The organism is Paenibacillus sp. FSL R5-0527, assembly GCF_038008055.1.
Taxonomy (GTDB): Bacteria; Bacillota; Bacilli; order Paenibacillales; family Paenibacillaceae; genus Fontibacillus; species Fontibacillus macerans.
In genome coordinates this window covers 3655716-3670397 of the sequence record NZ_JBBOYI010000001.1, presented here as the reverse complement: position 1 = coordinate 3670397, position 14682 = coordinate 3655716, and the positions used below count along the sequence as shown (strand labels likewise).

Genomic DNA, 14682 nt, shown 5'->3' with positions numbered 1-14682 from the left:
CACACCATCATTGTAGAGAAAATGCTTTCATGGAACCATAAAAAAAACAGAGGTTTACGTTTAAAAAACCTACTTGTTTGCAGGACGATTACTTATTCTTGTCTAAAATCATTTCCGCTTGCTTTCTAAAGGAGCGTGCTCCCTGTTCCGGGGTAATTTTCTTAAATAAAATCCGCTCGGACAGATCGTCAAGCGCTTTCATGATCTCCGCATTGCCCAGCGGGTCGATCGGATCGGTAGTGCGTACATGTTGGGATGCCTTTTCAACGTAATCAAAGATTTTGGTGTCAACTTCGGACAATTCCGGTTTGATTTCTTTCATCACCTTTGCAGAGACCGGAACGCCCCGGTCGCCTTTGATCAACATGTTGGCATCCGTATTATTTACAAAGAAATCGATAAACTTGGCCGCTTGTTCTTTTTGCGTTGAACTCTTGGGGATCGAGAAGAACATGCTCGGTCTTAAAAATAAAGCCGCCTTGTCCGCATGCTCGGGAGGCAGATGGATGGATAACGGCGCTGCGGCCGATTCGGCAAATCCTGAATATTGGTTGGACCAATTCCAACTCATGGCTGCATTTCCTTTTACGATAAGATCATCGTTAATTCCTGTGATATGCGCTTGAACGTCCGGAGTCGGGAACGCTTTGGCGTCAACTAACCGCAGCTGCCGTTCAAAATAATCGGCAAATAACCCATCGTCCGTGTAGCCAAGGCCTGTCCCGTCTTCATTGTAAAGCCGCGAGCCTTGTGTTCTTAAATAGTACGGAAAAAATACATCGGCAGGGTACATTCCATTTGTACCATACACGCCGGCGGCATCATGGACAGCGATCGCGATTTGCTCAAAGTCATCCCAAGTCCAGTTTTCATCGTCCATTTTGGCGCCCGCTGCCTGCATCAGATCATCATTTGTAATCACCGAAAGAACGTTCGACCCAAGCGGGAAGCCATAAAGTTTCCCGGCCAGCCTTCCTCCGGAGATCGCGTTTTCATCAATGGAGCTAACATCAATCGTGCCGCCTTCTATGTATGGGGTTAAATCCTCCAGTTGGCCGGTTGCGCCGTATTGAAACAAATAAGCTCTATCCATTTGAATCACATCCGGCAACCCGCTGGCGGCCGCCCGCGGAGCAAGCTTCTTCCAATAATCGTCCCAGCTGGCGTATTCCGCCACAATTTCTACATTGGGATGTTCCTGCTCATACATTTGAATCACTTTCATCGTGTAATCATGTCTGGATTGCACGCCCCACCAGGCCACGCGCAGGGTCGCTTTTTCATTTTCATTACCGCCGTTGTTTCCCTGATGGCCTGCATCGCAGGCAGCCATGGAAAGGAGCAATATAAACAACATGAATATCAAACCGGACTTTCTCAAGCTCTAGCCCTCCCTTTTGCGATATTCAGACGGCGTACAGCCGGTATATTTTTTGAAAACCTGGCTAAAGTATTGGGGATTGTCGCCAAAACCGACGATTTCCGCCAAGGTTCCGACCTTAACGTCATCCATTTTGGCAATATGCTCCACGGCTTTTTCAATTCTTAGTTTAGTCAGATAAGTTGAGAATCTCTGGCCGGTTTCCTGTTTAAACAGTTTTCCGAGGTAATCCGGATTCATATATAAAATCTCATTGGCCACCATTTTAAGCGATAAAGCGGGATTGCCCAGGTTCTCCGCTAGAACTTCTATTACTCTGATGATCACGGAAGAATGCTTTGACTTGAAAGCCAGGACATCTTTTCGCGTGATAATGCTTCCTTCTCCCAAATAAAAACGGTGTTCTAAACATTCCATAGCCTCACGGTACAGCTTCCCGGCGTTGTGGATATGATCCCCTTCGCTTATGGCGACGGTGGTATCCTTTTTGAAGTATTGGCAGGCAAGTTCTTTAATCCGTTCGATTTTTTGCCGCAATTTTTCCGCGTCATGATCATCCTCGATCAGAAACACGGCATTTTCGCCCATATTCATACTTAACAGGACGGAATCAAGGATCTCGGCGCCGATATTTTTGATGGCAAATAAATGCTCATAAGAATACGAACCTTCCGGCTTAAAAAGCACGAGTCTTACCCGCTGATGATGGATCTCTACGTCGAAGAGCTGCTGATAGAAGGATAAATCGTTGTTTGAATAGTTCCGGCCGGCCAAAAATTCAGTTAACAGATGCGCTTTAATCAAGGGCTGAGCTTTTGCGTATTTTTCCTGAAGCTGGCTGACAAGGGTATCCTGAGCCTTTTCTTGTTCCAAGTCATGAATGATCTCCTGAAGCGCGGCTGTAATTTTATCCTCGTTGCACGGCTTCAACAAATAATTTTTAACCCCATAACGCATGGCCGTTCTGGCATATTCAAATTCACTGTATCCGGACAATAGGATAAATTTCATGGCGGGAAATTCCTGATGCGCCTTTGAAACCAGACTAAGTCCGTCCATGCCGGGCATTCGGATATCGCTGATCACAATATCCGGTTCAAGCCGGGCCATCTTTTCATACGCATCGATCCCGTTTTCCGCCGTTGCCACAAGTTCCGTGTCCAATGCTTCCCAATCGACGATACTGGAAATCCCTTGGACAATAATCTGTTCGTCATCCGCCAACAACACTTTATAAGACATCCTATCACCCCGTTTGAACAGGCAGTATCACCGTAATCGCGGTCCCTTTTCCCGAAAGATTTTCAATGCTTAACCCATATGGTTCCCCAGCGTAAAGCTTGATCCTGTCATCGATATTGTTCAATCCTATTCCGGTGCCTTTAGGAACGATTTGGCCTTCTTTTACTTTTTGAAGTATAAAGGGATCTATGCCTGGCCCATTATCTTCGATCCGGATCAATAGCCTGTCCGCTTCCTGATCAACTTGCAACTTGATAACCGACAAACCGACGGAAGGCTCAACGGCATGCTTAAACGCATTTTCCAGCAGCGGCTGCAATATTAATTTGGGAATCTTGTATTTTTTAACGTAAAAGGGAACATCCATGTGAAATTCAAACCGCTGGCCAAACCGGTACTTTTGAATGGTTAAGTAACTGTTGACCATATCGATTTCATCCTCCAATGTAACGAAATCCCGGTTGAAATTTGTGGAGTATCTCATAAGATGGCCCAATGCTTCCACCATGCTTGAAATTTGCCGCTGTTGATTGGTTTTCGCCAGCCAATTAATGGACTCCAATGTATTGTATAAAAAATGCGGGTTAATCTGAGCCTGAAGCGCTTTAAATTCAGTTTCCTTGACCAGCAGCTGCTTAGCGAAGTTCTCCTGAATCAACTCGTCGATTCTGTGGATCATGGTTATAAAATTCCGGTAAAGAATCCCTACCTCGCCTTGATCAACCATCGCGGGCTCCAATAAATCCACGGCGTGAAAGTTCCCCCTTTGAACCTCCCGCATGGTAAAGGCCAATTCTTGAATGGGGTCCGTAATTTTTCTTAAAAAATTAAACCCAAGGGAAATAAGAAAAACGAACATAAACATAAAAACCAGCACCAAAGTATACTTCGCGGCAGTGATTTTGGAAAACATCATGTGAAACGGAATGAGGCTCCAGTAGGTCCAGTCCTTAAAGCCGGTCGTAATATGATTGACAAAAGTTCTTTCCCCATGAATGCGTTCAATGCTGTAGCCCTGATCATTTGGGGCCAAGAAATGATAATCTTTAACCGCATCCATTCCTTTTTCCGAATAGAAAACTCCATTTCCATTCGTCATCACAATATTTCCCGCAATTTCTCCACGAGGTTTTGGTAAACCGCTTACAATCTTGTTTAAATTAACGCGGACAAGCAGTTTGCCGATGTTCTCAAAATCCAGGTTCCCGTAAGACCGGATCAGGCGGACAGAAATAATATCCCCATTATATCCGGCCAACTCCATCCAATAGTTTTTGCCTTCATACGGGTCCGCCTGGCTCAGCGCAAGCTCCTTATCCTTCTTCTTTAAAGCGCTTGCGCCATCCCCGGCTGAAAATTCCCTTCCTGTCGAATCGTATAAATAAATCGCATCGATGCAAGTTTCCTGATCCGCGTATTTTTTCAATTCGTCGCCGATTTTCTGTTCAAGGCGATAGAAATCATAGCCTGTTACATTTTTTTGCAGATCCAACAACATTTTTTGAATAGACGGATCAACCGCGATGTTGTAACTGACTTCTTCCACGCTTTCAAGCTCCTCTTCGATGCGGTTGGACGACATCATCAACACTTGCGAGGATTTGGCGTAGATTTGCTCATCATAAAGGGAAAAGGCATATTGAAGGCCTCCCAATACAAGGACCAGCGTCGTCAACATAATCAAGGTAATCGTTAATAAGAGCTTTACGTTCAGCTTCGCATTTTTATAAAAACTCACAATGCGCGACCATATCTTTTTCATGGGATATAATAGCTCCCTTGGCTAATCCAATTCTATTTGTTATAGTACGTAAAATTCTAAAGCTGTTATATGATACAATTCACTCACCTCGCCGGCAGCGGCCTCCCTTCCTATTCCGCGAGATGGCAGGCCGCAAAGTGGCCTTCGGAAACTTTTTTCCGTACCGGTTTAACGGTCCTGCACGTTTCCGCCGCAAAAGGACACCGCGGATGGAACGCACACCCGCTTGGCGGATTGAGCGGGGACGGGTTCCGCCTCATTCCGCCGAAGCGCAAACTTCCGCTTATGTTATGAACCGTCTCTTTTTCGTCCATACTACACTTACATCTGCCAAGCCTACTTTTTGCTGTCTTTTAACAAAGAAACAGTTCGCCGCTTCACCTCTTCCCGAGTCGAAAAAAACAAGTCGGATGTACAAGCACAAAAGGGAGGTTTTATCATCATGTTTGCTCATCCCCCCGGCGATTCCCCAAGCTTGATCAAGAATCCGCCCCCGCATGCCGAGGTCCCGGTCGAATTCGACCGGAGCTGGTTTGGCGAGCTTGCGGCCCGGCAGGAAAAAGGCGGTCCCTGGGACGATTGGAAGCTGTTCAATCTTGCCCTTGAGGCGGAAACCGCTTCTTTGGTCACGAGCTTTGAGGAAATGCAGTGCCTGAAGCATCTGCAGCAGGTAACGCCGCTGCCCCACCAGACCGAAACCGCCCGCAAGGTGCTGTTTGAAATGCGCGGGCGCGCCATCCTGGCCGACGAGGTCGGCCTGGGCAAGACGATCGAAGCCGGTTTGATTTTAAAAGAATACATCGTCCGCGGGCTGGTCCGCAAAGCGCTGATCCTGGTGCCCGCTTCCCTTGTGCTGCAGTGGGTGCGCGAGCTCAATCAGAAATTCGGCATCCCTGCCGTCGCCCAGAAAAAGGAACACTCCTGGCATAACGACATCGTCGTCGCCTCGATGGACACGGCCAAACGCGATCCCCATAAATCGATCCTGCTGAGCAATGAATACGACATGCTGATCGTCGACGAAGCGCACAAGCTGAAAAACAAAAAAACGACGAACTATCAATTTATGCTGCAGCTGCGCAAAAAATATTGCCTCCTGCTGACGGCGACGCCGGTGCAAAACGACCTGGACGAGCTGTTCAACCTGATCACGCTGCTCAAGCCCGGCCAGCTCGGGGGGCAAAGCGAATTTGCGGCCAATTTCGTCGTGGACAAACGCCTGCCGAAAAACGAGGAGCAGCTAAAGGGAGAGCTCTCCAAAGTGATGATCCGCAACCGCCGCGCCGACGGGGAGCTGGAATTCACGAAGCGGATCGTCCGGAACATCGACGTCGAACTGTCGCCGGAAGAAAAAAATCTGTACGACGGAGTCACTTCCTTCGTCAAAGACCAATATCAGGCGGCCGGCGGCGATTTGAACAGCATGCTCTCGCTCGTAACGCTCCAGCGCGAAGTATGCAGCAGCCGCGACGCCGTTTTCGTCACGCTCATCAACCTGTCGAAGAAGCTTGCTCCCGATTCGCCCCTGCGGGATAAAATCTGGGACATCGTCGACCTGATCCGGCAGATCAAGGCCAACAGCAAAGCCGAAAAAACGATGGAACTGATTCGCGAAATGAACGATAAGGTCATCGTTTTTACCGAATACCGCGCCACTCAGGAATACTTATTGAACTATTTCCGCGACCGGGACATGACGGCCGTTCCCTACCGCGGCGGAATGAACCGCGGCAAAAAGGACTGGATGATGGACCTGTTCCGCGACCGCGCCCAGGTGATGATTGCCACCGAAGCCGGCGGCGAAGGCATCAACCTGCAGTTTTGCCATCACATGATCAACTTCGATTTGCCCTGGAATCCGATGCGGGTGGAGCAGCGGATCGGCCGTGTGCACCGGCTGGGGCAGCAAAATGATGTCAAAATCTACAACCTGTCCACCAAAGGGACGATTGAAGAGTATATCGTGAACCTGCTGCACGAAAAAATCAACATGTTCGAAATGGTCATCGGAGACCTTGACGTGATATTGGAGCGGTTTGAGAAGGAGCATTCCCTGGAAAAAAGCATTTACAAAATCATGCTCGAATCCAAAAGCGACGAGGAAATCGCCAGCCGCGTCGATTCGCTCGGCCGCTCGTTCCATTCGATCAAATCGGAGCTGGACGTGCAAACCGGCGATAACGAAGGCGGCGATCTGAAACAGCTGTTGGGAGGTTGACCCGTATGACGATGACGAGCGAGCAAATCCGCAGGCTTGTGATGACGTATCTTGAAGCAACCGAGTGCCAATTTCTCGAAAAATCCCCCTATCATGTCACCGTGAAGCTGTCGCCCCGGGCCGACCGCGATTTGACGAACCGCCCTTATTATTGGGGGTTCATCGAACGCACCGGGGCCGAGCCGGAGACGATGTCGTTTTCGTTCATCTTCGACCCCGAGCGGCACCGGGAGGCCGAAGCCGGGCAGGTGGCCGGGCCGAAGCCGAGCAGCAGGGGCGCTGCCGCCGGGCCGAATGCCGGCAAGGGCGCCGCGGCCGGATTTAGCGGCAACGGTCCGGCTCCCGCAGGCACTGCGCCCGGGCTTGGCGGCGGCGGTCCGGCACCTGCAGGCACTGCCCCCGGGCTTGGCGGCGGCGGTCCGGCACCTGCAGGCACTGCGCCCGGGCTTGGCGGCGGCGGTCCGGCACCTGCAGGCGCTGCGCCCGGGCTTGGCGGCGCCGGCGCTCAGGCAAACGCGCCAGGCCCCGGCGGCGCTGCCGGGGCCGGACCGCTGCCGGGCCAGTCGCCGGAGGATACCCTCCTAGGCCGCTATTACGGCCCCGTGCGCCCGTTGCCGATCCTGGGACCGGGCCGCATTCAGCGCGAGGAGCTGACGTTCGGCAGCTCCCGGCTAAGGCAGATCTTCGAGGCGGCCAAACGGGGCGGCCGCTACGTCTATCTGTTCGAGGAGCCGGGGACGCGCCAGCGCCTGGCCCTGCTTCCGGCCGCTTACGAACCGTGGCTTGGCGTCTGCTTCAAAGTCGAGTTCTGCTGCGACATGAAGCGGGAAGAGCTCCATTTCTTCGGCGTCTCTCTGCTTAGCGGAAAAATCGACGAAGCCTTTGACACAAGACTATCCGGCGCCACGCTCGTTCCGCGCCTTCCGGAGAACGTCCATATCGAGCCGACGAAGCTGACCTTGGACGCGGGCCGGGCCGCTCTCGAAGATCGGTTGTCCGAACTTCTCGGCGCCTGCGACAAAGATTGGTCGATCCAGGCCAGGGAACGCCTGCGGGACGAGTTGGAGATTATCGAAGCTTATTACAAGGATCTGCTCAAAGACCCGGATGAGGAGCGGAAGCAGGCGGCCCTGAACCAATACGAAGCGAGGCGGGAAGAAATCCGCTGGCAATACGAGCCGAGAATTGTCGTATCCGCCTTGGGCTGCGGCATCTTTCACCTGCGTTCGCCGCGGTGACCAGAAATAGACCGATCTCGCTAAAAGACCGCAAAAATAGAAGCTGGACAAAGGCTCAAAGCGCGACAGGTTGCAACAACCTTTTTGCCCCGGCTTCGGTACAATGGACAAGCAATCGCAAAAGCTGACCACTCCCATCCCATATATAGGAGGGCGAACGATGTTTGGAACCATCCCCCGAAACATCACGATTACGCTGAAAATTTTATGCAGCATTGGACTGGCTTGCACCGGCGGACTCGCACAGCCGGGAGAAGCCGCCGGCTATGCCGCCGCTTTAGCCCCGGGCGCAGCTTCCGAACCGGCCGCCGGCCTTCAAACGGCCGTCAATGCTCCCGAGCAGCTCCGTATTTTTGCCGAGGACGCGATACGGAAGCTGGCGCAAACCGAACCGTTCAGCGCCTGGCTTGGGGCAAAACCCGTAATCGAACCGCTTGGCCCGGGAACGCACAGCTGGCTGGTCACCGTTCTCCCCGGCGGATCCGGCGGAGATTCGCGTTTGAACGGTTACCTGATCATTTCGGCCACGTCCGATGGCCAATACAAACTAGTCGAATACGGGCTCGGCGCGCATAATGTGTTTGCCCCTTCCTTGCTGAAGGCCGCCCTAAAAAATAGCGAGCTTGCCGCGGAGATGACGCCGGAGCAGCTCAGCCAAATCCGCGTTACGCCGCTGTATGCCGGCCCCGCCCTGGCCGAATGGATGGTCCGCCTGCCGGATGACGAATCGCCGCGGTTCATCCACGCCGCGGACGGGGAATGGCTGCCCGAAACGGCGGACACCTGGGACAAGCAAGCCGCCCTTTACCAAGCCCCCCGGCTCGCGGCGGGCAGCGGCCAGGCGGAACTGGCTCCCGGCGAAATCCATTACACCGCAAGCCGGTTTAATCCTTACGACAATTTGCTGTGGATGACGCAAGGTCCGCTCCCGGTCAAGCAGGAAACGTTCATCCGCAAGCTTCAATCCAGCAAGCAGCTGATCTTCGCCGCATCGGGCCCGGAACGCACTTATTCGATTCCTATGCCGATATATGGGTACCAGACGTGGCAGGATGGCGCATCCTCCGGGACCGATGCCGCAGCCGGCGGCACCTCCCTGAACGGCCCCGTATATGTACTAACCGGCGATGGCCCGTCGATCCGGCTTATCGCTTTGGATGCTCTGCTGAAGTCGCAGCCGGGCAAGTTCGTCGCCTATCCCGGTTAAATGAACAAAACCGCCGAAGAAATTTCCTCGGCGGTTCTTTGATATCGAAACGGAAGTAAGCTTGCCAAATTCTCCCTTCCCGCGAAAAATAGCGGAACTTTTTGTACTTATTATCCGGAGCCAAGTATGTTCAGCTACACTAACAGCATTTTTAGTCCCTATTTTTGTATGAATGGCCCGGAACAAGGGCATTTCCTTACAATTCGAAAAAATAGCGACATATTTTTCCTCTATATCGCTCAAATGGACGGATGTCACCGGAACAACGTCCTTTTTTGCCCTTATGTTTGTCTCGGAAGCTCCTCAGGCGAAACGCTGGTTTCTCCCCTCCGCAAATCCGCATAACCGTTTACGCCTTTCTGCGTTTTCTCTGGTAAACAGGCGGTTCAGCCAGCTTGATATAGAAATCGGTAATGTTGCCGTAAGCGTCGGATTCAATGTGGCAGCAGCCGGTCAGCATCGTTTTCAGCATCTCGCGGCCGCGCTGCACCCGCGATTTGGCCGCCGAATACGAAATGCCCAGATGGCTGCTAAGCTGCTTCTGCGACATGCCCTGCAGCTCGGACAGCTCCAGCGCTTCCCGGTAAATGTCCGGCAGGCGGGGAATCGTCGATGCGAAGCAGGCGATCACGTCCGCGGCATGGTCAGGCATCGCAAGCTCTTCCGCGTTTGCCGCAAGTTCGGGTATCTCAAGCGTGGGCCGCCGCTTCCGGTAATGGTCGGTGATCGTATTCCGGACGATTTGATAGATCCACGGTTTTATTTTTTGCTCATCCCGAAGCGCGTCCCGATGGGCATAAATTTTCATAAACGCGTCCTGTACGATATCTTCCGTTTCGGAGTCGTTATTCGTCGCCCGTCTGACATACCTCTGCACGGCTTCGTGATAGTTTTCCCATAAAGTTTCCGTTTGCATGGGCCGCCATTCCCTCCTAAATTTGTTTGGTGTTATTTGCGTCCTTTTGGTTCGGGCTCCGTCTCTCTAAGTATAAACCATCATCAGGAGGCTGAGAAGAAAATGAAATACAACTTGTTAGGCAATACTGGAGTACTCGTCTCGGAGATCGGATTCGGGGCCATGACGTTCGGGGAAAGCAGCGAAAATTGGAACGTCTTCGGCGCGCTTGGGGACAAGGAAGCTCAGAAGCTGGTCGATCTGGCGCTGGATCAGGGCGTGAATTTTTTCGATACCGCCAACATATATGCAAAGGGGCGCTCTGAAGAAATGCTGGGGAAAGCGTTGAAATCGAAAAGGCAGCAGGCGATTATCGCCACCAAAGTGAGAGGGCGCACGGGACCCGGACCGAACGAAATCGGCTTGTCGCGGCTGAATATCATCCGGGAGGTAGAGGATAGCCTGCGGAGATTAAACACCGATTATATTGACCTGTATCAAATTCATAATCCCGATCAGCTGACCGATTGGGAAGAAACGCTGCGGGCGCTCGACGATCTTGTCCGTTCGGGAAAAGTGCGCTACATCGGCAGCTCCAACTTGACGGCGTGGCAAATCATGAAATCGCGGGCCATCTCGCAGCTTCACGGGCTGCATGCGTTCAAGAGCAGCCAATCCTATTACTCTCTGGCGGGCCGCGAGCTCGAACGGGAGATCATTCCGGCCCTGCGGGACCAGAACATGGGTCTGATCGTTTGGAGTCCGCTCGCCGGCGGTTTTTTGTCGGGAAAATACTCCCGGGAAAACTCGGGCGGAACAAGCGATCGCTTTACCAAGTTCGCGTTCCCTCCCGTGGACGTAGAGAAAGCGTATGCCATTCTCGATGTTTTGCGTGACATCGCCAAAGCGCGCGAATCGACGGTGGCCCGGATCGCGTTGGCCTGGCTCTTGAACCAGCCGGCGGTAACGACGGTTATCGTCGGGGCCAAACGCCCCGATCAGCTATTGGATAATCTCCAGGCCAGCGGCATCAAGCTGACCTCAGGCGAGCTGTCGCGTCTGGACGTAGCGAGCCGTCTGCCCGAAGAATATCCGTTTTGGTCTTTCATGGAGGAAGACGATTCGATCATCCGCAAAGCCCCGCAATAAGCCGGCCGGCATAACTAAAGGGTGCGCGAACATCGCGCACCCTTATCCGTTGTTCTACCCCTCGCCGGAAGAGGAATGCTCCTTTTCCTTTTTCCGTTTTACCGGAAGCTGCTCTGCCCATAAAGATACTGAAAAAGGAATCATCCCGAACCAGCGGCGTGTCCACGGTTCCTTCGGCCTGGAACGTTCCCGCCGGACTTCCCTGGGGGTCTCCACGAAATCGACGACTTTTTCGGTAATGTACTTTACCAGTTCATCGCCTTTGGCCATGCTAAGCTCTCCTTTTTATGATATGCTCGCCTTTGCTTATCTCTAGTTTGCTCCGGGAAGCCGTTCCCTAAACCCGCCATCGGCGGCGGTACATGCATGATTTGGGCATGGGAAGTTCAATCTATAAAAGAAATAAAACCTGAAAAGGGGAGTACCATGAAAATACGGATACGGTATCCGCTGGCGGGCTTGCTTATCGTCTCCCTTGCCCTCGGTTTGTGCGGAAGTCCCGTTGGTGCGGATGACAAGGATCTGCGGCACGTTTTTCCGGAGCCGGTCATCCTGATCGATGCGGGACACGGCGGCATTGACGGCGGTACCTCTTACGAAGATATTATGGAAAAAGACATCAACCTCGAGATCGGCCGCCGGCTTTACGTCGTGCTGCGAAGCCACGGATACCGGGCGGTTCTGAACCGGACGGGCGATTACGCCCTCAGCGACGATAACCGCTGGTCGCGCAGCCGTTCCCGCCATATGAGGGATCTGGCCCAGCGCAAGGAGCTCAGCGAGCAGCTCCCCGCTTCCATCGTCGTCAGCCTGCACGTGAACTGGGGCCGGAACAAATCGAAACGGGGACCGCTTGTCCTGCACCAGAACGAAGGGCGCAGCGCGCTGCTGGCCGCCTCCATTCAGAATGCCTTGGAACGGTTTTACAATCTGAACAGAGCTTCTATCCCTGAGATCGGCAAACCGTTTTACCTGCTAAAGCATGTCGAATCGCCTGCCGTTATCGTTGAAATGGGCTTTTTGAGCAATGCGGAAGACCGCGCCCAGCTGATTAGCCGGAGCGGCCAGCAAAAGATCGCCGAAGCGATTTACACCGGCATCGCCGAATATTTTACGGTGATGTAGGCTCCCTATTGGGTGAAATTTCCACTACATAACTCCTGCTCCGCAACCGATATATCTTTTCGTTAGCAGCTATAGAAAAAGAGAAGCATAGGGGAGTTGAAAAGTAGTGAGAGGAACACCATCAGGAATGGCCGGAAAGATCAAATCTGTATCATTGCGCGTGAAAATACCCTTTTTCGTCTGTTTATTGGTGATCGCGTCTTTGCTGGCCGCTTCCATTCTGACTTACCGGGAGGCGTCCAGCGTGGCGCTGCGCAAGAGCAAAGATGAAATCAACGTGATGGCCGACCGGCTGGGAGGCGGATTGTCGACGGCCGTCCAACTGCAGCAGCAAGCCACCTTCCTCATCTCGGAGCACAATACGTTCCGCAGCCTGCTGAAACTAAGAGAATCCGGCGAACTCACGGATAAACAATTTTTCTCGTCAGCCAATCCTTATCTGGACCAAGCGAACGCAATTCTGAAAAGCAGTTTGGAAGGAACCGGGGACATCGATTCCTATTTGCTTACGGATGCCAAAGGGACGATTGTGGCCGGAACAAACGTGAAAAATATCGGGCAATCGCGATCGGACCGCGACTACTTTAGCCAAGCGCTCAAAGGTCAGCCTTACATCAGCGACGCCATCGTATCAAAAAGCACCGGCAAGCTGCTGCTCGCTTTTGCCCAGCCGATCAAGGATATGGACGGCAAAGTGCTGGGCGTTTTCGTAACGACGATCGACAGCCAGTTCTTTTTCAGCACGTTAGGCGAAGTTTCCATCAACCGGGAAGGCAGCATCGAAATCGTCAGCCGCGGCGGCACGGTATTATATAATTCCATGGACCCTTCAAGAATCGGTACGGTCATTGAGGAACTCGCAGGTTCCGTAAAAAACACGGGGAGTCAGGAAATCGAAAAAACCAGTCTCGAAATGAACAACGAATACCTGCGGATCAACCGGATTCCGGGCCCGGACTTAACCGTTACGGTCGTCGATTCTTTGGACGACATTAAGCAGCCGATTAAGGTGCTGCTGCGCAATACCGCTATTTTAACCTTTGTGATTATTCTCGTGGCTGTCGGCTTCGGCTTGTTGCTTTCCCGTTACATCGTGAAGCCGCTGACGCAATTAACCCATCTGTTCCGGCAAATGGCTTCCGGCGATCTTACCGTTAACGCGGACGAGGACCGCTATGAAGGCGAGCTTAAAATATTGGCGGGCAGCTTCAACCAAATGGTCGGCCGCAACAAGGACTTGATCCGGAATATGAACAGAACGATCGAGGTGCTCGGGACAAGTACGAAGGAGCTGGAAGCTTCCTCGAAGCAAACGGCCGTATCCGTCAGCGAAACGTCGGCCACTTCGCAGGAAATCGCCAAGGCGATGGATTCCCAGGCCCGGGAGACGGAACATATCGTGGACAAATTTTTCGGTTTCGGGGAAAGTTTCGAGTCCATGAGCTCGAAAGCTCAATCCGCCAAAGAGCGTTCGGAGGAAATCGTCGGCGTGTTCCATACGAGCAATGAAGTGGTGGACGAATTGATCCGCATTAACGAGCAAAACGAAGAACAAGTGAACAAGATTTCCGAGATGACGTTCAAGCTGCAAAAAAGCTCGGAGCAAATCAACAGCATCACGGGCGCGATTGCCGAAATTGCCGCACAGACCAACCTGCTCGCGCTGAACGCGTCCATCGAAGCGGCGAGAGCCGGCGAGCACGGCCGCGGCTTTGCCGTCGTGGCGGCGGAAATCCGCAAGCTGGCCGAGCAAAGCTCGCGGCAGTCCGCTCATATTCAAGGCATCATCCAGGAGAACCTCGCGTTTGTGGAGGATAATTATCAAAGCGTGGCCCAGATTCAAAAGATCGCAGCCATGCAAGACCAGTTTGTCGGCCAGACGCGGCAAGCTTTTAACGTTATCTTTGATAAAACCGCCGACATTGCCGACCAGATCAAAAAGATGGCGGAAGAAGTCGGCCGCCTGGAAAGAGACAAGGACGAAGTGCTCGGCTCCGTCCAAAGCCTCTCGGCATCGGGCGAAGAGGTCTCCGCTTCCGTCGAGGAGGTTTCGGCCACGATGACGGAGCAATCGGCAACCGTTCAACAGCTCGCCGGTATGGTGCAAACCATTGACGGGCTGGCGAAGGAACTGACCAAGGCGGCGGCGCAATTCAAAGTGGAGTAGCGGATAGGGCCGCAGCTATTACGGCTGCGGCCAGGCCAGCGGCAGCCAGGCCGGCGGCGGCCAGGCCGGCGGCGGCCAGGCCGGCGGCAGCCAGGCCAGCGGCGGCCAGTTCACCGGCGGCCAGTCGGCGGCGGCCAGGCCAGCGGCGGCCAGTTCACCGGCGGCCAGTCGGCGGCGGCCAGGCCGGCGGCGGCGGTCATGGCCGCGCATGGTCGCGGCGAATACGGCTGGGGCCGAAAGGGGACGGCGGTTACAGTTGCGGCGAATAGGCGCTCCGGTTACGGTCGTCGCTATGAAA

General features: G+C 53.2%; 12 protein-coding genes. 6 read left to right on the top strand and 6 right to left on the bottom strand.

Annotated features, from left to right (window positions below; all coding sequences use genetic code 11):
• Nucleotides 1–88 precede the first annotated feature (88 nt).
• The 4 genes from NYE69_RS16050 to NYE69_RS16035 all read right to left on the bottom strand — a co-directional run bounded on the left by NYE69_RS16050 (nucleotide 89) and on the right by NYE69_RS16035 (nucleotide 4645).
• Nucleotides 89–1381, bottom strand: a complete 1293-nt coding sequence (locus tag NYE69_RS16050) for an ABC transporter substrate-binding protein (RefSeq protein ID WP_412761698.1) — start codon at nucleotides 1379–1381, stop codon at nucleotides 89–91.
• Nucleotides 1382–1384: 3 nt separating this feature from the next.
• Nucleotides 1385–2623, bottom strand: coding sequence for a response regulator (locus NYE69_RS16045; RefSeq protein ID WP_340927004.1), 1239 nt, complete (start codon nucleotides 2621–2623; stop codon nucleotides 1385–1387).
• Between the two features lie 4 nt (nucleotides 2624–2627).
• Complete coding sequence (locus NYE69_RS16040) at nucleotides 2628–4385, bottom strand: sensor histidine kinase (protein ID WP_340927003.1); 1758 nt, start codon at nucleotides 4383–4385, stop codon at nucleotides 2628–2630.
• 110 nt (nucleotides 4386–4495) lie between these two features.
• Nucleotides 4496–4645 (bottom strand): oligopeptide/dipeptide ABC transporter ATP-binding protein, encoded by a 150-nt coding sequence (locus NYE69_RS16035; protein WP_340930417.1) that lies wholly within the window; start codon nucleotides 4643–4645, stop codon nucleotides 4496–4498.
• 182 nt (nucleotides 4646–4827) lie between these two features.
• Here NYE69_RS16035 and NYE69_RS16030 point away from each other — a divergent pair, with 182 nt between their 5' ends.
• The 3 genes from NYE69_RS16030 to NYE69_RS16020 all read left to right on the top strand — a co-directional run bounded on the left by NYE69_RS16030 (nucleotide 4828) and on the right by NYE69_RS16020 (nucleotide 9048).
• On the top strand, nucleotides 4828–6603 hold the full coding sequence (locus NYE69_RS16030) for a DEAD/DEAH box helicase (protein ID WP_340927002.1): 1776 nt from the start codon (nucleotides 4828–4830) through the stop codon (nucleotides 6601–6603).
• Nucleotides 6604–6608: 5 nt separating this feature from the next.
• A complete protein-coding gene (locus NYE69_RS16025) occupies nucleotides 6609–7841 on the top strand; it encodes a YqhG family protein (RefSeq protein WP_340927000.1) in 1233 nt (410 codons plus the stop codon).
• A 160-nt stretch (nucleotides 7842–8001) separates the two neighbouring features.
• Entirely contained in the window at nucleotides 8002–9048 is a 1047-nt protein-coding gene (locus NYE69_RS16020) for a hypothetical protein (RefSeq protein WP_340926998.1), read from the top strand.
• A gap of 349 nt (nucleotides 9049–9397) precedes the next feature.
• Here the strand turns inward: NYE69_RS16020 and sigZ are convergent, their stop codons facing one another.
• On the bottom strand, nucleotides 9398–9964 hold the full coding sequence (gene sigZ, locus NYE69_RS16015) for an RNA polymerase sigma factor SigZ (RefSeq protein WP_340926996.1): 567 nt from the start codon (nucleotides 9962–9964) through the stop codon (nucleotides 9398–9400).
• A gap of 102 nt (nucleotides 9965–10066) precedes the next feature.
• Here sigZ and NYE69_RS16010 point away from each other — a divergent pair, with 102 nt between their 5' ends.
• Nucleotides 10067–11092 (top strand): aldo/keto reductase, encoded by a 1026-nt coding sequence (locus tag NYE69_RS16010; RefSeq protein ID WP_340926995.1) that lies wholly within the window; start codon nucleotides 10067–10069, stop codon nucleotides 11090–11092.
• A gap of 54 nt (nucleotides 11093–11146) precedes the next feature.
• Here NYE69_RS16010 and NYE69_RS16005 read toward each other — a convergent pair whose 3' ends face one another.
• Nucleotides 11147–11362 (bottom strand): YqzE family protein, encoded by a 216-nt coding sequence (locus NYE69_RS16005; protein ID WP_036623880.1) that lies wholly within the window; start codon nucleotides 11360–11362, stop codon nucleotides 11147–11149.
• Nucleotides 11363–11518: 156 nt separating this feature from the next.
• On the opposite strand from NYE69_RS16005, the gene NYE69_RS16000 reads away from it, so the two are divergent.
• Nucleotides 11519–12217 (top strand): N-acetylmuramoyl-L-alanine amidase family protein, encoded by a 699-nt coding sequence (locus tag NYE69_RS16000; protein ID WP_340926993.1) that lies wholly within the window; start codon nucleotides 11519–11521, stop codon nucleotides 12215–12217.
• A gap of 106 nt (nucleotides 12218–12323) precedes the next feature.
• Nucleotides 12324–14384, top strand: coding sequence for a methyl-accepting chemotaxis protein (locus NYE69_RS15995; protein ID WP_340926992.1), 2061 nt, complete (start codon nucleotides 12324–12326; stop codon nucleotides 14382–14384).
• The last annotated feature ends 298 nt before the right edge of the window (nucleotides 14385–14682 follow it).